This is a genomic window from uncultured Shewanella sp., assembly GCF_947501665.1.
Lineage (GTDB): Bacteria > Pseudomonadota > Gammaproteobacteria > Enterobacterales > Shewanellaceae > Shewanella.
On record NZ_CANMWS010000019.1, the window covers coordinates 93,478 to 113,177 of the forward strand.

Annotated in this window: 14 protein-coding genes; all 14 read left to right on the top strand. The window is 43.3% G+C overall.

Going from position 1 to position 19,700, the window contains the following annotated elements; translation table 11 throughout:
- The first annotated feature begins 13 nt into the window (after positions 1–13).
- The 14 genes from tagH (at position 14) to Q0976_RS15690 (ending at position 19,698) form a co-directional block, all read left to right on the top strand.
- Entirely contained in the window at positions 14–1,375 is a 1,362-nt protein-coding gene (tagH, locus tag Q0976_RS15625) for a type VI secretion system-associated FHA domain protein TagH (RefSeq protein ID WP_299494797.1), read from the top strand.
- Positions 1,375–1,905, top strand: coding sequence for a type VI secretion system lipoprotein TssJ (gene tssJ, locus Q0976_RS15630; protein WP_299494798.1), 531 nt, complete (start codon positions 1,375–1,377; stop codon positions 1,903–1,905). The genes tagH and tssJ overlap by 1 nt, the downstream gene beginning before the upstream one ends.
- Positions 1,906–1,907: 2 nt before the next feature.
- Positions 1,908–3,242 carry a type VI secretion system baseplate subunit TssK gene (gene tssK / locus Q0976_RS15635; RefSeq protein WP_299494799.1) on the top strand — a complete coding sequence of 445 codons (1,335 nt, stop codon included), beginning with the start codon at positions 1,908–1,910 and terminating at the stop codon, positions 3,240–3,242.
- Positions 3,243–3,253: 11 nt separating this feature from the next.
- Positions 3,254–3,400 (top strand): hypothetical protein, encoded by a 147-nt coding sequence (locus tag Q0976_RS15640; RefSeq protein ID WP_299494800.1) that lies wholly within the window; start codon positions 3,254–3,256, stop codon positions 3,398–3,400.
- A complete protein-coding gene (gene icmH, locus Q0976_RS15645) occupies positions 3,393–4,181 on the top strand; it encodes a type IVB secretion system protein IcmH/DotU (protein ID WP_299494801.1) in 789 nt (262 codons plus the stop codon). The genes Q0976_RS15640 and icmH overlap by 8 nt, the downstream gene beginning before the upstream one ends.
- A gap of 9 nt (positions 4,182–4,190) precedes the next feature.
- Entirely contained in the window at positions 4,191–6,782 is a 2,592-nt protein-coding gene (gene tssH / locus Q0976_RS15650) for a type VI secretion system ATPase TssH (RefSeq protein ID WP_299494802.1), read from the top strand.
- Positions 6,782–8,383: a sigma-54 dependent transcriptional regulator gene (locus tag Q0976_RS15655; RefSeq protein ID WP_299494803.1), complete on the top strand. Its 1,602-nt coding sequence runs from the start codon at positions 6,782–6,784 to the stop codon at positions 8,381–8,383. Before tssH ends, Q0976_RS15655 begins: the two co-directional genes overlap by 1 nt.
- Positions 8,359–9,045 (top strand): type VI secretion system-associated protein VasI, encoded by a 687-nt coding sequence (vasI, locus tag Q0976_RS15660; protein WP_299494804.1) that lies wholly within the window; start codon positions 8,359–8,361, stop codon positions 9,043–9,045. The genes Q0976_RS15655 and vasI overlap by 25 nt, the downstream gene beginning before the upstream one ends.
- Before the next feature lie 111 nt (positions 9,046–9,156).
- Positions 9,157–10,587, top strand: a complete 1,431-nt coding sequence (gene tssA, locus Q0976_RS15665; protein WP_299494805.1) for a type VI secretion system protein TssA — start codon at positions 9,157–9,159, stop codon at positions 10,585–10,587.
- 9 nt (positions 10,588–10,596) lie between these two features.
- Positions 10,597–14,187 (top strand): type VI secretion system membrane subunit TssM, encoded by a 3,591-nt coding sequence (gene tssM / locus Q0976_RS15670; RefSeq protein WP_299494806.1) that lies wholly within the window; start codon positions 10,597–10,599, stop codon positions 14,185–14,187.
- Between the two features lie 54 nt (positions 14,188–14,241).
- Positions 14,242–15,588 carry a type VI secretion system ImpA family N-terminal domain-containing protein gene (locus tag Q0976_RS15675; protein ID WP_299494807.1) on the top strand — a complete coding sequence of 449 codons (1,347 nt, stop codon included), beginning with the start codon at positions 14,242–14,244 and terminating at the stop codon, positions 15,586–15,588.
- Positions 15,589–16,041: 453 nt separating this feature from the next.
- On the top strand, positions 16,042–16,590 hold the full coding sequence (locus Q0976_RS15680; RefSeq protein WP_299494808.1) for an Hcp family type VI secretion system effector: 549 nt from the start codon (positions 16,042–16,044) through the stop codon (positions 16,588–16,590).
- 293 nt (positions 16,591–16,883) lie between these two features.
- Positions 16,884–19,010, top strand: coding sequence for a type VI secretion system tip protein TssI/VgrG (tssI, locus tag Q0976_RS15685; RefSeq protein WP_299494809.1), 2,127 nt, complete (start codon positions 16,884–16,886; stop codon positions 19,008–19,010).
- Position 19,011: 1 nt separating this feature from the next.
- Positions 19,012–19,698, top strand: coding sequence for a DUF4123 domain-containing protein (locus tag Q0976_RS15690; RefSeq protein ID WP_299494810.1), 687 nt, complete (start codon positions 19,012–19,014; stop codon positions 19,696–19,698).
- The last annotated feature ends 2 nt before the right edge of the window (positions 19,699–19,700 follow it).

Genomic DNA, 19,700 nt, shown 5'->3' on the forward strand with positions numbered 1-19,700 from the left:
AAGGAGCAAGTCATTGCATAAATCAATTACATTTCAAGTTGTGAATACCCAGTTATTGGAATCTGGATTGGCGACGACACATAAGTTTGACGAAGCGGGTGGCGTGATTGGTTCAGCTGCGAGTGCTGATTGGGTGCTCAATGACAGCGAATATAATATCAAACCACAGCATTGTCAGCTGCTTAAAGTTGATGGTGAGTTTTGTTTAATGGAATTGGCCGGTCCCGTATATATCAACGGTGCCACTTTACCCATAGGATTTGAGAAAAAAGTCAAACTTAACGATAACGACACCCTGATTTTAGGTCAGTACCAAGTACGTATCAATTTCGCTTTGGCAGCGGGTAAGCAGCACCAAGGCAGTCAAGCGTTAGAAGATTTATTTCCCCAAACTGAAAATGATGTGGATTTACTGAGTGATGAGTTATTTGAGCCTGTGGTTGCAGCCCCTGCAGCCGTGATAAAAGATGACCCTTTAGAAGCCTTAGATGCGCTTCAATCAAGCAAAATAGAGACCTTAGATTTACTGCAAGATGACCTCCCTGTCGTTAAGGCTGAGACGCCAGAAGATGATTATTTATTGGGTAAAGATCAACAGTGGCAAGGTCAAGACTTTATTGTTCAAGCGGATTCTGAATTTGATACTGATTCAGCGATAGCACTTAAACAAAAACCTAGCATGGATAAATTTATTATGGATGAGAAAACACTTGATTTACTTGAATCAGAGCTAAGCAGTGAGTCTGGTACAAGTTGGAATGATGAGCTAGGTACAGGTATGAACCATTTAGCCGTGGGACCATTGTTTAGAGGATTAGGGGTTCAAGTCGGTAATAAAAATGACTCTAATCAAATGCAAGCCGTGGCCATGGAAATGGGCAGTTCACTGCAAGCCACGATTAAAGGCTTATTGTCATTACACCAGAGTGTGAATAATAGCCGTTACGCTCATATTAATAAGAACTTACAACCCATAGAAGATAATCCATTAAGGCTTGGTTTAGGGTATGAAGATACCATGAAAACCTTGTTTGACAATCAGTCTTGTGCGGTGCATTTATCGTCGCAAGCCGCGATAGCAGAAAGCTTAAAAACCATTGAATTACATAATGCCGCGGTACAAACCGCAATCACAGAGTCTTTAGGGCATATTCTAGAAGCCTTTTCGCCTGAAGGATTAATGAAACGCTTTAAAAAATATCGCCGTGCCAGTGACGTACAAACTCAGTCTACTGAACATTGGGCATGGAACATGTATGAGAGTTATTACCAAGAGTTAACTTCTAATCGTCAGCAAGGTTTTGAGAAATTGTTCTGGGAAATTTTCGATCAGGCTTACGATAAAAAATTACGTGAATTACAGCGGTTAGCCTAATGAGCTATGTACGTTTAGGACTCATTTTAAGCGTGCTAATTCAATTGGGAGCATGTAGTTCGGCATGGGAAGCCACACAAAAAGCCGGTCAGGTGATATGGGATCCTGATACGCCAGTGGGCGCGCCGAAAAGCCTACCGACCCAAGTGACTTATAGCATGGTGGGGGATCACGTGCTTAACCCTAATGTGAATGGCGAGTCGACACCTGTAGTGTATCAAGTGTTTTTACTGGAAGACGACTCACTGTTTATGGCGGCGGATTTTGATGCTTTAGTTGAAGATCATGAAACCGCTTTAGGTTCCAACTATCTTAAGCACAGTGATTACATTATTTTCCCGGATCAATTTAAGTTCATTGAGCCCTTAAAGCTGAAACCTGACACCCATTATATTGGCGTGATGGCGCAATATAGCGATCCTAATGTGGCGCAGTGGAAAAAAGTCGTCAAGGTAAAGTCGATTGGCCGAGAATATCACTTACTCATGTTTTTTACTGAGCATGAGCTCAAATTAGAAATAGTAGAATAATTATGTCATCGAGAAACCGAGTGATTTGGAATGAAGGTTTATTTATTAAACCTCAGCATTTTCAACAACAGCAGCGTTATTTTGAATATATTGTTGAGACAAAGTCGTCTCAATCGACAGGCTACTTATACGGTATTACTCAACTGAGTTTAAACCCTGAATATTTAAGTTTTGGCCGTATCGCCATTGAACATGCAGTGGGCGTGATGCCTGATGGCACTGTGTTTAATATGCCTCAAGAAGATGTGTTGCCTGATGCATTAGAAGTGACAGATAGCGCCTTAGCGAACCAAATTGTGTATTTGGCTTTACCCATTAAAGGGGATTCGGTGACTGAAATTTCCCATGCCGATAAAATGGATGCCAGTCGATATGAATCTCGCCGATTTGAGGTAAGGGATGTGCATACGGATCAAGGCGATTTGACCACCATAGATGTGAGTCCACTGCGTATGCGGTTAATGCTTGAAAAAGACGATCGCAGTGCATACACCTCACTGGCCATTGCGCGTATTTTAGAAAAACGTCCCGATGGCAGTGTGATGCTCGATGACAGTTTTATTCCTTGCCATCTTAATGTTACAGGGGTGCCAAGGTTACATCGCTTTATTGGTGAAATGGCCGGCTTGATGAAAGAGCGAGCTAAAAATATAGCACAACGTATTGGTATGCCGAGCCAAGGTGGCGTGGCAGATGTGTCAGATTTTATGCTATTGCAATCTTTGAATCGCATGCATCCTATTTTACAGCATATGGCAACACAAAAGCGTATTCACCCTGAGCGTTTATATGAAAACTTGGTCAGTATTTGTGGTGAGCTGTTTACCTTTACTGATGAAAGCCGCACAGCGCCAGAGTTTAAGGCCTATAACCATAAGCTGCCTCTAGAGTCGTTCTCTCCTATTATGACATTGCTGCGTCAGTCCTTGAGTATTGTGCTTGAGCCCAAAGCGGTGTCGTTGCAATTACATCAGCGTAAGTACGGTTTGCAAATTGCCCCTGTGCAAGACCCCGATCTGGTCAAAGAAGCAGAATTTATTTTAGCCGTTAAAGCCAAAATGCCCCTTGATGACTTGCGTAAATTATTTATTCAGCAAACGAAAGTGGCGTCGGTTGAGAAAATACGTGAGCTTATTTCACTGCAGCTGCCAGGGGTACCACTCACACCGCTACCTGTGGCTCCACGTCAGTTACCTTACCATGCAGGCTTTACTTATTTTCAACTGGATCGTGCTAGCCCTGAGTGGCGTATGCTCAGTAATTCATCGGGGTTTGCTTTTCATGTTGCGGGTGATTTCTCAGAGCTTGAATTGCAATTTTGGGCCATAAGAAGTTAATGGAGGAGCGAATGGCGATGAATGATAAACCACAAAAACAGCAAGTTTATGCCAGTTTAGACGGGAGCTTATTTGGTCATGCTAAGCAAATAATTGATGCTGATCAACAATATTGGTTGCATGTGTTGGCTATAAGAGGAGCGAATAGCAATGGATGACAAACCACAAAAACAACAGGTTGATGCGAGTTTAGAGGGAAGTCTATTTGATCATGCCAAGAATATGGACGGCGATCAGCAATATTGGTTTAAGCTGCGTGGCGAAAGTATCAATTTATTGATCGATGCAGCCACCCCTTTGTTAGGCATGGCGTTACGAGTGAAAAAGTTGACGGGGTTAGAAGATGTGCCGCAGCTTTATCAGCAAACCCTTGAAGATATTATTGCCATTGAAACAGAATTGGTGGCTGCGGGGTATGAGCATGCCATTGTGCTGGCTTATCGTTATTTATTATGTTGTTTCATTGATGAAGCGGTAATGAGTACCGAATGGGGGTCACAAAGCGTGTGGGCTGAACATTCATTGTTGACGCGTTTTCATAATGAGACTTGGGGTGGTGAAAAAGTATTCACTATTTTACAAAGGCTTGAGAGTGAATCCCATAAATATAAAGATTTATTAGAATTTATCTTTTTATGTTTCTCTTTAGGTTTTGAGGGTCGCTATAAAGTGATGGCGAATGGCCGCGAAGAATTCGATAAAATTTATACTGAGCTTTACGAAACCATTCGTCGCTTAAAAGATGAGGAGCCAGAGCAGCTAACCAGTGCCACTGAACATGTGGTTAATACCAAGTATAAAATTGGCCATCAACTGCCGTTGTGGACCATTTTTGCGGGTTTCTTTTGCTTGCTTAGCGTCATTTTTACTTTTTATTCAGTGTCATTAAATCAGAAATCATCTGGTGTGCTGAATCAATTATTTCAGATTTTAAAATAGGGAAATTTTATGATCCGTATCGAATTATCGACTCTGATCGGTAAGCTTAATCAACAGAGCAAACTGGGATTAGAGCAAGCTGCTTCATTGTGTATTAGTCGTCAAAACAGTGAAGTGACCATTGCACACTTATTGTTTGTTTTACTCGATAACCCGTTGAGCGATATGCGTGTCTTGCTGAAGCAGGCCAATGTCGATCATGAGTTAGTGAAGCAATATTTAGGTGACTCACTGCCTCGGGAAGAAGACTTAGATACCCGTCCAGGTTTCTCGCCTTTATTGGTGGAGTTATTGCAAGATGCTTGGTTATTATCCACCACAGACTTACAAGAATTAACGCTGCGTTCGGGGGCGATTTTCGCTGCCGCTGTGATGCGACCTGAACGTTATTTACCGTTTAATTTAGTGGCTTTGCTTGACGGTATTAACCGTGAAGATTTACGTAAGCATTTTGTGCAGCTTACCGAAAACTCGGCCGAATCTGCCAGTGTTGCAACCCAAAGTAATCAGGCGGCATTGATTAATAATACTGACAGTGCGCTTGTTAAGTTCACCACAGATTTTACAGAGCTTGCTAGGCAAGGTGAGCTGGATCCTGTTTTGTGTCGTGACGATGAAATTGCGTTGATGATTGATATTTTATGTCGTCGCCGTAAGAACAACCCCATTGTCGTGGGCGATGCCGGGGTGGGTAAAAGTGCGGTGGTTGAAGGGCTCGCAAGACGAATTGTTGAAGGAAAAGTGCCAAATAGACTCAAAGATGTCAGCTTATTGTCATTGGATTTAGGCTTATTGCAGGCTGGCGCCTCTGTGAAGGGGGAATTTGAAAAGCGCTTAAAAGCGTTAATCGATGAAGTCAAAGCCTCACCAAAACAGATTATTTTATTTATCGATGAGGCACACACCTTGATTGGTGCGGGTAATCAAGAGGGCGGCGGAGATGCGGCGAACTTGCTTAAACCCGCGCTGGCTCGCGGTGAGTTATGCACGGTGGGTGCGACGACTTGGAAAGAATATAAAAAGTATTTTGAAAAAGATCCTGCTCTGACTCGCCGTTTTCAATTGGTGAAATTGGATGAGCCCAGTGTCAGTCAAGCGGTGGATATTTTACGTGGTCTGCATCACGTCTATGAAAAAGCCCATCAAGTCATTATTAATGATTCTGCTTTAGAAGCTGCGGCTCGTTTGTCAGCCCGTTATGTGGCCAATCGCCAACTTCCCGATAAAGCCATTGATGTGTTAGATACAGCCTGTGCGCGAATTGCGATTAATTTAAGCTCACCGCCAAAAGGCATGGCCGAGTTGGAAAGTTTAGGTTATCAACATCAAAAAGAAATGAGCTTGCTTGAGCGTCAGCAACACTTAGGCCAAGTGATTGATGAAGCGCGTTTAAGTGAGCTTAAGGTTAAAGCGGATCAACAAGCTGATGATTATGCTCAATTAGAAGCCGACTGGAAACAGCAGCAAGAGCTGGTGTCAAGTATGCTTACGCTGCGTGAGCAACTGCTAGATGAAGACAATAGCGATAATTTTGATGATATTCGCTCTCAAGTGCAAGCATTGAGCTTGAGTATTGATGAGCTCTCTCACAGTGGCAAACTGGTTTACCCAGAAGTGGATGCGGAGCAAGTGGCTGCGGTTATTGCTGATTGGACCGGTGTGCCTGTGTCGCAAATGAATACTGACGAGTTGCATAAAATCACCCATTTACCCATGATTTTAGGCGAAGCGTTAAAAGGTCAAGACGTGGCGATAGAGCGCATTCATCGCAATATGTTGACCGCACGGGCAGATTTACGCCGAGCCGGACGGCCTAAAGGGGCATTTTTACTGGTGGGGCCAAGTGGTGTGGGAAAAACTGAAACTGTGGTGCAAATTGCAGAGCAACTTTATGGTGGCAAGCAATTTTTAACCACCATTAACATGTCTGAATACCAAGAAAAGCATACCGTGTCGCGTTTAATTGGTTCACCACCTGGTTATGTGGGCTTTGGCGAAGGCGGAGTATTAACTGAAGCTATACGTAAAATGCCTTATTCTATTGTTTTACTTGATGAAGTAGAAAAAGCGCACCCAGATGTATTGAACCTGTTTTATCAAGCTTTTGATAAAGGAGAGCTGGCAGACGGTGAAGGGCGATTAATTGATTGCCAAAATATCATTTTCTTCCTGACGTCTAACTTAGGTTATCAAAGTATTGTCGATAATGCAGACAAGCCGGAGTACATTGATGATGCACTTTATCCTGAACTCGCCGAATTCTTTAAACCTGCTTTATTGGCGCGAATGGAGATTGTGCCTTATTTACCCTTAGGTGAAGCGGTATTAAAAGATATTATCGGCTACAAACTGGCTAAATTAGAAAGCTTGCTAGTTGAGCGATATAAGGCGAATGTCAGTATCGATCCAAGTTTAGTGGATGAGATTTATCGGCGTTCTACCCGCGCTGAAAATGGCGCTCGTATGTTAGAGGCCATTATTGATGGTCAAATGTTACCGCCTGTGTCATTGGCGTTATTGAATAAGCTGGCAAATAAAGAAGATGTCGAGCAAATTCATTTACGATTCACTGATGGCGAATTTGTGGGTGAGGTTATCTAGTGCAATCCCAGCAATGGTTACAGCGAGCATCAGGATTATTGGCTTGTCGTCAGGTCGCGCCGTTAATTAATGAGTTTTTGAATGGCTTAAGTGCTGAATTGCCTACAGACATGCCTTTTTTACTGTTACCCACAGTCGATGGGCGTGAGCTTGCTGTGGTGGCAAGTGAGCCTGATTATTTTCAATCAATTGCTAGCGGTGTAAAGTGGGAAGTGGATGATTTTGAACATCCTTTTTCTCATGCATTGCAGTCGCAAAAAACCATGGTGCTGGATCATGAGACCTTGCTTTATTGGCAAGGTCACAGTGGCTTTATGGCATTAACCTTGAATATGAAAAAAGATCAGCACTTGGCTATTTATCCTTTAAATAATGATAAAGGCGCCGTAGTGGGGATTTTAGTCTTAGACTTGCCCGTATCCATGGCTGCTGAGTTGGTTGAGCGTCCCGATTGGCAAAACTTTGTGGCGGTATTTACTCGTCATTGGCAGTTGCTTGAATCGATTCGTCATCAAGATAGGCAGCAAAGTTTATTGTCGGATTCAATCGTTTCTATTCGCAAAGAAAAGTTTGATAAGGAGCAGGCTGAGGCTCTGAGTCTTGAGTTGGTGGGCAACAGTGAGCTGATGCAAACTTTACGCAAAGAGATAGTGCGTGTGGGCCAGTCTGATTTAGCGGTCATGATCCAAGGACAAACGGGTACAGGCAAAGAGCTGGTGGCAAGAGGCGTTCATGATTATTCTAAACGTAAACATGCACCTTTTATTGCGATTAACTGTGCGGCTATTCCTGATAATTTGCTGGAATCTGAATTATTTGGTTATGAGAAAGGCGCCTTTTCTGGGGCCGATAATGCGAAAGAAGGACTCATTGCAGCCGCAGACGGTGGCAGTTTATTTTTGGATGAAATAGGCGATATGCCGCTATTATTGCAGACTAAATTGCTTAGGGTGCTTGAAAGTCGTCAATTTAGAGCGCTAGGCGCGGCGAAAGAAACCCAATCAGATTTTAGACTTATCGTCGCATCTCATGTGGATTTAAAACAAAAATCGCGCACGGGTGAATTTAGACAAGATCTTTTTTATCGCTTATGCCAATTTCCCATCGCTATTCCTACCTTAAAAGACAGAGTGACTGATGTGCCGGAATTGGTTGAGCACTTTATTCATCGTTTTAATGCCAGCCAAAAAAGACAAGTGCCGGGTATTCGCTTTTCGGCAATCGATCGATTATCGAAACATGATTACCCTGGCAATGTGCGTGAACTGAGAAATATTGTTGAATACGCTTGTGCGCTGACCTTAGATGGCCAAGAAATAGACTTAAGTGCATTGCCGACATTGGATATTGAGCCCGATACCGATATTGAATCGTCGTCAAACCTGGAAAAAGAGGACACCTTCTCAAACCATTTACTGGCTTCGATGACCCACAAATTTGACCAAATCGACGATCTCAAAGAGGCGGTTTTACAATTTGAGCGGGCGGTGATTGAGGCTAGATTAACAGCTTTTGCTGGGGATCGTGGCCGTGCGGCCAATAGTTTGGGCTTGCCTAAAAGGACCTTGGCACATAAATGCATAAAATTGGAGATAAGTTAATGATGGCACAGATCAAAGGAATGTTACTGGCCTTGTTGTTTTGTCCGGTATTTGTCGTTCATGCTGAAGGTACCTTGCTTGAAGATGCCCTTGAATGTCGGCATATACCCAGTAAATTAGAACGCCTATTGTGTTTTGATACGGTTTTTGTCACGCCTACGGGCAGTGAGCAGCCAGCGGAAATTGTGGCTGATGATCCCCATACTAAACAGTGGAAGCGTGCATTTGATAACGAAGCCAATCGTGAAAACGAGCGTGGCTTTTTATTAAATGATGCCTTTAATACGCCTGATGATGATCCTAATATTTGGGCGACTGCCCAAGCTATCGGCGCCATTCCTCCTCGACCTATCATGATGCTCAGTTGTATTGATAATATCAGCCGAGTTGAATTGATTTTTGCCGATCCGATTAATATTCGCAGCACGGCTATCAGCATTAAGACGCCTCAAGGGGAATCCACCCAAGATTGGATGGTTGATAATTCGGGTTACATTTTGCGAACAGGGAGAGGGTTGCAAGCCATTGTTGCGATGAAGGCCATGTTATTGGGTAAAGAATTTGTCTTAGGATCTGAGCACAAATGGATAGATGGGTTGCAGTTTGACACTCATCAAATGGAACAGTCATTAAAGGCATTACGCCGAGAATGCAGTTGGTAGGTCAAGGGAGAATGATCATGTCTACAGCGTATATCAGGCAATTGCTTGTCCTTATTAAAGAGATCCTTTTAGCTATCAAGAATATTGTTGTCGTGGCTTGGAGGAGTAAACATGTCTAAAGAATATCTAACGCAAATTACCCAACCTATTAGTGCAGATAATCCTGTGGGCGAACGTTTATTTGACGATCCCTTGTTTGATTTTATTGAATCACAAATGATGAAAATTGGCTCCTTATCCCACGGTGACATTCAGTGGCGTGAAGTCGAAACCGGGATTGTGACCTTACTGGAAACGAAGTCAAAAGACTTAAAGTTAGTGACGTATTTACTGCAATGTTTACAGCATCAACCAAGTTTGGAACGATTTACATTATCTTTGCTTATTTTACATGGTTTTATGCAAAGTTTTTGGGAGAGCTGCTTTCCCGCGCCTGGGGCTAGAGGTGTTTTGCCAAGGCGTCGATTCTTTACGCAAATTATGCAACGTCTAGTTAAAGCCGCTGAAAATATAGACACTGAATTTTGCGACACAGATGAAAAACAGGCTATTAATGAGGCGCTTGCGGCCTTAATTACTATTGCTAAGCAGTATGAACTCCCCCTTGATGAACTCACCAGTTTAGAGGCTGCATTAAAACGCCGCTTAAGTGGGGAGTCTAAGCCTAAGCAAGTCGTTCAGTCCACCGAGCAAGTCTCTAACGGTGCAGAACAAAGCAGTGCTCAAATGAGTGCAGGAGCGAGTACACCCACGCCACCAAGCTTAAATATTGACTCCAGTAATGATAAAGCGACTAAGCAAACCTTACAGAAAGTGTCTGACTTTTTGAGTGAGTTTGAATTAGGTACTGAACTGAGTCTGCGTTTAAGGCGGTTTGCTGTGTGGTTTTCGATTATCAGTGCACCAGAGCGAACCGCCAGCGGTGAAACACGTTTGATGCCTGTGGCCGTTGATAGAGTTAATGAATACCAAACTTTATTGAGCAAAGGGGCGGATATGGCACTCTTACGGCGAGTAGAGCAAAGTTTAACTTTGGCTCCTTTTTGGTTTGATGGGCATCATTTAAGTGCGCAAATTTGTCAGTCTTTAGGTCACCCTGAATGGGCGAATGCCATTCGAGAAGAAACCTATTCTTTTTTAAATCGTGTGCCCGGTCTTATGGACATGTCTTTTAAAGGTGGCGTGCCTTTTGTGAGTCCTGATACTCGTCAGTGGCTCGACAGTGCAAGCGGTGCGGGTATGGCGGGTGGTGAAGTGATGAGTAGCTGGGAGCAAAAACGTAAAGAAACGTTAGAGTTGGCAGATCAAGGCGGTTTATCGGTGGCGTTAGCCATGTTAAATGATGGCATGAGCAGCACTAAAGAGCCTAGAGAGCAGTTTTACTTGCGGTTAATAAGCGCAGAATTAATGGATAGTCATCAATTATCCGCTATGGCTAAAGTTGAATATAATCAGTTGTATACGCAGGCAATGGAAACCAGTTTAACGGATTGGGAACCAACCTTGGTGTCGCATTTACAGAAAGTCACCTCGGTGAACTAAGGACAGGGAATGAGTAATATATTGTCTATAATCAAAGGTTTTTTAAAGAAACTGTTACCGGAATTAAAATCCGCCTTGCCGATTTTATTGGCGGTGATTTTTGTGTTAGTGAATGTGGCTATTTGGTGGGCAGGCCCTTGGCTTGAAATTGATGAGCAAAAGCCTTTTGCGTCAGTAGCGGCGCGTGCATTATTTAGTACCATTTTTTCATTGTCTTGCTTTACGTTGTGGGGATTATTGCAATGGCGTAAAGTGAAAGCTTATGCGGCACAAGAGGTCAAAGAGCAGCAGCTGGTTGAAGATCCTATTCAAGGTATTGTTGAGCGCCAAGAGGTGGAGCTTAACGAGGTGATGGGCCATCTTAAACAGAGTTTAAATAAACGGAATTATCTTTATACTTTGCCGTGGTTTTTGGTATTAGGCTTAGAAAATGCCGGTAAAACCAGTTTGATAAACCGATCTGGTCAGCAGTTTATGTTTTCGTCAACTCGCCGTAGTGCTGGGCGTAAGAGCAAAAACCCGTTTTCATTTGATTGGTGGGTGGGTCGAGATGCCGTGCTTATCGATCCTGATGGTGAGCTATTAACCCAAAGACAAACTGCCGAAGAAGGCAGCGGCGAAATGGAGCGTCGTTTATGGCTTCATTTTGTCCAGTGGTTAGAAAAAACCCGTAATCGTCGCCCCCTTAATGGGGTTGTACTGGCGATTGATGTTGCAGATATGGTCAGTGGTACCGTGTCTGACAGAAAAGCTTATGGCCAGCTTATTCGTACCCGTTTACGGGAGTTGATGGAAACCTTATCAACCCGTTTACCTGTGTATATTTCATTGACTAAGTTGGATCTACTACAAGGTTTTGAGCCTTTTTTCCGTCATTATACCCAGAGCCAACGTGATGAAATTTTAGGTTTTACCTTTTCGCTTAATTCAGTTGATAATCTTGATAGCTGGCTTGATGAATTTGATGCTGATTTTGCAGTGTTTATCGAACGGATCAATGCCTGTTTACCCCGAGCATTATTACAGTGTCGCGATGTGGAAGAACGCACTGAGATTTATAGTTTTTCTCGTCAAATCGCTGGCGCACATGGCGTGTTACGTAACTTTTTCACTGAGGCCTTAGCTTCAGATCAATTTTCTACCTCAGCCTTAGTGCGTGGTGTCTATTTTACGTCTGTGTATCAAGAAGGGGTGCCTACCAATGCTTATGTTGATAGTGCATCACGTAAATACGGCTTAAGTGAAACCATTAACAGCGCACAAAAAAGTGAAAATTCCACCGCCTTTTTTACTCAGCCATTATTTAAACGCATTATTTACCCTGAAGCGGGATTGGCCTCTGATAACTTTAAAGTGGCTAAGCAAAAGCGGCGTTTAATGGCACTCTCCTTTGTGGCCTGCTCAATTGCCTCAGTATTGTTAGTGGGCAGTTGGCATCGCTATTATTTACAAAATACCAAGCAAGCCGATGCCGTTCTCAGTAAAGTGAATAGTTTTAATGAACAGTATCATCAGTTTAGTTTTGATGAAGTGGCTAAGAGCATTGTACCGCCACTTAATACGATCCGCTCGGCCACGTTAGAGTTTGGTTTTTTCCATGAAAAGCCACGTTTTATCTCTGACTTAGGCTTATATCAAGGCCATGTGATAGGCCCTAAAGTGGAAGAGACTTATCTTAACTTACTTGCGTATCGTTATATTCCTGCGCTGCTGAAACAAGTGGCTACCGATATGCTTAATGCTTCAAAAGCCAGTGATGAAAAGCTGTCTTTATTGCGAGTATTTAGAATGATGGTGGATCAAAGTGGTCGCCAGAATAAGTTTGTCACTGACTATTTTGCCGCGCAATGGCAGCAAGCTTATGAAGGGAATCGCGAGTTACAATCTCAGCTTATGGCGCACCTTGATTATGCGCTGGAGCACACTAACTTAGCGTCTATGCGTCAGGCGGGAGATGCTGAGGCCATTGATGCCATCAGTCCCTATGATGGGCTTATTGCCCGTACGCAACAAGAATTGAGTCATTTGCCTATTGAGCAAAGGGTTTATCGTAATTTAAAGCAAACAGCCTCATCAGAACTAGGAGGACCGCTAGATTTAAAACTCACCACGGGACCTGCGTTTGAGTTAGTGTTTAGTGATCGTGCCGCTAATGGCAGTTTTGAGCAATTAAACGTGCCTAGGTTACTGACTAAGCAAGGCTTTAAGGGCTATTTTATTCCTAAGTCTGACTCGGTTTCTGAGCTGGCGTTAATTGATAGTTGGGTGCTTGGGCAATCACAATCCAGTGACTTTAGTCATGAAGATAAAAAGGTGTTGCGTAATAAAATTCGCGATCAGTATATCAGCGACTACAACAGCACATGGCGTGGTGCTTTGAATCAATTTGATATCAAAGCGTTTAGGGATATTAATCATGGCGTCTTTGTATTAGATACCATCAGCTCTGGCAGTAAGCCAATTAGCCGTATACTTAATACGCTATCAGAAAATACTGAGCTGTTTCCAACCTTGCCCGATGATGATAATGCGAAAACCGCTTTAATGGCCACGCCAGAATATAAAATTGCTGCGCTTATTGATGGTAATTTTGCCAAGTTGAATCAGTTGGAGAAGGTTGATGGTACGCAACCTAACTATATGGCTGAGGTGATGGAGTCTGTGACGCAACTGCATGGTTATTTAAAAGCCATTCAAGATGCGCCTGATGTGGGTAAAGCGGCCTTGCAGGCGGCACAAGAAAGATTAACGCTCAATGATGCCGATCCTATTTTTGCGTTGAAACGCATTGCCACGAATTTACCTAAACCGATGGATAGCATTATGGTGAAATTGGCTAATGAGAGCTGGAAGGTGGTATTGCAAAGTGCCATCAAACATCTTGAAGTCCGTTGGCATAATGATATTTACCTTGAGTATCAGCAAAAATTGGCTTCCCGTTATCCTTTTAATTCACAAACTACTAAACAGGTTTCGTTAGCGGACTTTGAACATTTCTTTGGCCCAGAGGGCACAATTAATGTGTTTTATGAGCAGCAAATGAAAATGTTTATCGAAGAAAATATCAATACGTTAGAGCAATTTGCTCAATCTGAGTCTGGTCAAGATGGCACTCGCTCTGGGTTGATTCGACAAGAAGTGATGGATGCGCTTGAGCAGGCGAAGCAAATTCAAAGTGCTTTCTTTAATCGCCAAGGTAATTTGGATGTGCAATTTACCATGGAAGCACTGCAAATGAGCCCAAATAAGCGTCGTAGTGTGATTAATATTGATGGCCAATATGTGGAGTATTCCCATGGTCCTCAACGCAGTGTTGAACTTGTTTGGCCGAATACATTGAGAAAGTCGGCTGAAAGTAAGCTCACCTTAGTGCCCAGTGCAGCAAATCAATCGCCAAGAAGTTTAGCTTATGATGGACCTTGGGCTTTCTTTCGCTTATTAGATACTGCAAGAATGACGGGATCGAGCAGTACTAGTATTGATTATCAATTTTCTATTGATAAAGGGGATGTGACCTATCGTTTGCACACACAAGATACGGCAAACCCATTTACCAGCCGTTTGTTAAGTGATTACAGCATTCCCGAAACCCTATATTGATTAGATTATTCGCTAGGTTAATCACCTTTTACCTTTAGGTTTAAGGTGGTTGATTTGGCCATTTTGAAAGGTGGTATTATTGTGACAGAGCAAATTCTAACCGGAGTTAACCGTTTTAAGGTGACGCAAAAACCGGCCTTGCTCAGAGATGACAGTCGTTATCAAGCGATGCGTACAGAAATTAATCGGCGTTATAGCCCATTAAGTGGTCGTGTTGATTGGGATAAAATCAAAAGTTTAGCGGAAAGCATTGCCACGGATGCTGGGGCCGACTTGCTCACGTCAGCTTATTATTGTGTTGCTGTGTGTAAAACCGATGGTGTGTCAGGATTAGCGACGGGATTAGAGCTGATGTTGGCAGTGCTTGCTCATGCCAGTAAAGAGTCGAGTCCATCGATGGAAAAAACCACTGAGATCATCAATTGGATGGTCACACGTGTGACCCCAGATCTTAAAGAATTGCTTGGCACTATGGATAATGTGCGTGATTTATATCGTTGTGAATATGCCTGCCAGCAGTTATTTGAGTTAGTGAAATCCTATCAAGCGGATCCAGCTTCAGACAATTTAGTGCCGAATTTGGATACCTTAGGTTTTTTGATTTTTGAAAAACTGGATGCAGTGAATCAAATTCATAACGTGGTGCCCACACTGAACAACCTTAAGAGCAAGAGTAAGGACTCACAACGAAAGTTGTTATTTTGGCGAGGTTTATCTTTTTCTTGCTTAGCAGTATTAGGGATCTCTTGTGTATGCTTAATGGGCGTCTTGTATCAAAAGCCTCAAAGTATAGTAGACTTTATTGTGACGCAAACATCGGCGACTAAAGTCTTGCCTGCGGCCCCTACAGAGATTAAAGAACCCTCGGCTGTAAAACGTATTAATACTCAAATCGATGAATTATTTTCAACTGTTCCCCCTGCCAATAAAGAACTGTTGATTTATCCTCAGCAAATTGAGTTTTTGATTGACTTGGATAAATATTATCAGCGATTTTCAAAAGCAAGAACTCGCATGGCAAACATTCGTCAGCAAATTAATCGATTATCGAGTAATAATTCAAAAATTACGCAATTAAAGCACATGTCCACCGAGCTTGATCAATATGCCAGTAGCTTATCACCTGTGTTAGGCAGGGCTTACTATATCGATGAAATGTTAGAGCAGGCACAACTGACTCGTGCTGAGCAAGAATTGCGACTATTGGATGGGCAATTAAAGTCATTATTGATTAAGCGCATGTTATTAAAGCAGGAGTGGGCGAAACAAGCACTTGCTCAGAACAGCCTTGAGCGTTTTTCCGACCTCAATGAAGAAAGCCTTGAACGTTTTTCTGAACTCGATGAGGAAAGTATTGAGCGTCTTTCTGAACTCAATGAAGAAAGCCTTGAGATTCTTTAAGCGATGAGCTGCGTCTTTGTAGGCGGTGAGAACCGCTTTGAGCGTCTTGATCAGATATAGCCTTGAGAAAATGAAGGCACTTTACCTTCCTTTGGCGACGGGAGATCACTGTTAACAATTGTTTGATAAAGAGATAAGGCTGAGCAAGTTATTGCCTGTGTTGAGCAAATTGTTGCCTAGTTTGAGCAATAACTTGCTCACAGTCTTAGACAATAAAAAATTTCACCTTAAAAAACAGTGTATTAATACTTGGCACGTGAGTTGCTTTATTCTAATGCTGTTAGTGAGTACATTATGTGAAATCATAATGGTAAATAACATCTAACACGTTGATAACATTGTTCAATATATATTGGAAGGCGTTCTTTGTATGAATAGCCTTTATCAATATTGAAGGGTGTTTTAGGGACTCAAGTCAGTGTTAACTGACAAACATCGTTAAGGAATTAAGCTGTGCCAACACCATGTTATATCTCTATCTTAGGCCAAACTCAGGGACTCATCACTGCAGGTGCATTTACTGCCGATTCAGTGGGTGATATTTTTGTTGAAGGCCATGAAAATGAAATGCTAGTACAAGAATTTAGCCATGTTGTGAATGTACCGACCGATCCCCAATCGGGTCAGCCTTCTGGGCAGCGGGTACATCGCCCTTTTACTTTCACTGTCGCGTTGAATAAAGCCGTACCGTTAATGTACAACGCCTTATCGACAGGGGAAAAGTTAACCAATGTGGTGCTTAAGTGGTACCGTACTTCTATTGAAGGCAAGCAAGAGCAATTTTTTGTGACCTCATTAGAAGGGGCGACCATAGTCAATATTGAGTGTCAAATGCCTCATTGCCAAGATCCTAAGCAATCTAATTTCACTCAACTGATTAAAGTGTCGCTTGCTTATCGTAAGATCAATTGGGATCACCTCACCGCTGGCACCACAGGTGCTGATGATTGGCGTAAACCCAATGAGTCACTGCTGGATGCGGTAACGGGCGCCGCCAGCTAACAGCCTTGAGCTGCTCTGTAAATGAGCCCTGAGCGGTTTATGGGCATAAGAGAACAGCCCTGAGCGGCTTTTTTACATCAGCCTTGAGCGGCTCTTTAAATCAGCCTTGAGCGTTTTTTAAATAAGCACGTCACCATAACGCTTATGGTGACATGTTTATTTTAAGCTTATGACTGTTTCGCTATGTGCCTTGTCTGTTAAGGGCCTATAGCAAAGCAATAAAGTGAGCCAAGCGAATACGTTAGTTAACGTGCCCTAAAAGGTATAGCTATAAATATAAAAAGGAATTTATCATGTCGTCACAAACAGGGAATTCGGCCAGTGAGCTGCTCAGTGGCTCGGGCCTACGTTACCATTTTAGTGCAGAAGGGTTAGATGAGAGTCGCTTTAATTTAGTGGATTTTCGCTTCAAAGAAAGCTTATCAGCTCCTTTTGAAGTGACGCTTAGCTTAGTCAGTCGTCAAAGTGATATTAACCCTAATGATGTGGTGGACTTGAGTGGTTTGATGCAATGGTCGGTGAATGGAACTGTACAGCGTCAAGTGCATGGTATTGTTAGTCGCTTTACCAAAGGAGATACCGGCCATCACCACACGCAATATTATCTGACATTGGTGCCTGCATTTTCTCGTTTATCCCTAAGGCATAATAGCCGTATTTTTCAAGCGCAAAGTGTGCTTGCCATTATTCAGACTTTATTGATTGAGATGGGCATAAACGATTTTGCGTTTAATTGTGAGCCTAACCTTGCCGAACGAGTGCGTGAATACTGTGTCCAATACCGTGAAACAGATTTAGACTTTATTCATCGCTTAGCCGCTGAAGAAGGCCTGTTTTATCATTTTGAACATACCGCGACCAGTCACACTGTGGTGTTTAGTGATAGCCCCCTTAAACTGCTTAAACTCAGTGAGCCGTTTCCTTACAATGCCATTAATGGCGGTGTGTCTGATGTGCCTTTTGTGCGGCAGTTTTCTTTTACCCATAGCGTGCGGCCAGCGAGCGTGACTCTCAAAGATAGCAGTTTTAAGCAGCCTGAATACAGTTTTTTGCAGCAAGTGATGGCTAGTGATGACGAACATCAGCAAGCCGAAGAGGGACAGACGCGCTATGAACATTTTGACTTTCCTGGGCGTTATAAAAGTGATGATATGGGCATGCCTTATGCCCAAGCCCGATTAGATTATTTACGTCGTGATGCCAAACAAGGTCAAGCCAAGAGTAATATCATGGCGGTTAGCAGTGGTTATAAATTTGATTTAGTGGATCACTTAGAGGAGGAATATAATCGTGACTGGTTGCTGACACGCGTGACTCACCAGGGCGTGCAAGGGGCAGCGAGCGAAGAGACCAATACTACCACACCCACGACCTATAATAATGATTTTCATATCATTCCTGCCAATGGGACTTGGCAAGCTAAGCCTAATCCCAAACCACTGATTAATGGTGAGCAAATTGCCACTGTGGTGGGGCCTGAGGGAGAAGAGATCTATTGCGATGAATTTGGTCGAGTCAAAGTGCAATTTCCTTGGGATAGATACAGTGAAGGCGATGATTTATCCAGTGGTTGGGTGCGTGTAAGCCAAGGTTGGGCGGGGGCGCAATGGGGCATGGCCGCTGTACCTCGTATTGGTCAGCAAGTCATTGTGTCTTTTTTTGAAGGCGATCCGGATCAGCCTATTATCACAGGTCGCAGTCACGATGCGGTGAATACGCCTGCCTATGATTTACCCGAGCATCAAGCCCGCACGGTACTGAAAACCAAAACTCTCAAAGGGGAAGGCAGTAACGAGTTGTATTTTGATGATGAAGCGGGTAACGAAGTCATTTATTTTCATGGTCAAAAAGACATGAATACCAAAGTCACCGATACTCAGCGCCATGTGATTAAAAACGCCCAACATCTGACAGTGGGCAATGATCGCATGAGCTTAGTCAACAGCCATGATCATCTCACCGTGAAGGGGGAAAGTCGCACTCTAGTGGCTAAAAATGATGCTTTACACATCAAAGGTAGTCAACAGCAAAAAGTCGGTAAAAAATACCTGCTGGAAGCAGGCAAAGAAGTGCACCTTAAGTCCGGTGGCAAAATGGTCATCGAAGCGGGCGCCGAAGTCACGCTAAAAGTGGGCGGTAATTTTGTCAAAATCGATCCCGCAGGCGTGCATGTAGTGGGATCGGCGATTAATCTCAATTCAGGCGGCGGAGCGGGTAGCGGCAGCGGCTATGGCGGTAAAGCGCCCATACTGCCCAAAGAAGTGATTGATGCGGTAGTGGCAGAAGAGATGGAGTTACAGCTTGAACCTGCTTCTATGGAAATGATCGCCGCCGCTGATATTCCCATGACCAGCTTGTGCCAAAAGCAGCCCGATGGGTCTTGTCCGCGAACCGATTGTCCCTGCTTACAGGAGGCCTAAGATGCTGGCTAGCTTAGCTCAAAAACAAATTGATAACAAAAAAATAGATAACAAAAAAATTGATAACACACAAACGGCATCGTCTTTAATGGATGCCTTGGATTCAAGGCTCGATCATTGGCTTGTGGTCGATTCCACAAGGGCCGAAGATGCCATGGAGCTGGCATACACTCATGAAAAACAGCCTGAATTGCAAAAGTTGTTTGTTAATAGTCCCTTCGAGTATTTGCTTGAACAAAGCCCCGTGATTTTTCGGATCAGTGCCAACAGTGAATTACTCAATGTGTGGCAACAAAGCGCGATTTGGCGCACTAGCGGTGTGTTGTTTTCGACTCCCAAAGGCACAGATGTGTTAGCTGAGGGCGGGCTCATTGAGCATTTACAAGCCCTGATGCGGGTCAAAATCACAGGTAAAGTGATTTTATTTCGCTTCTATTCCAGCAAAATTTGGCAAAGTGTGGCCTGTGATTTAAGTGTGAATGATATTCATACCCTTCTTGGCCCAGCCGTTAGCTTAAGTTGGATAGACAAGCAACAAAACATGCAATCGCTCAGTAGTGCATCGCAATCTCTTAGTGATAGTGAGACGCGGGCAAGAAGCGCGAATTTAATCGATAGCAGTGAGATCTGGGTGGCACCGCCCACGCCTTATGTATTGCAATCAAGTGTATGGACTAAATGGATTTAATC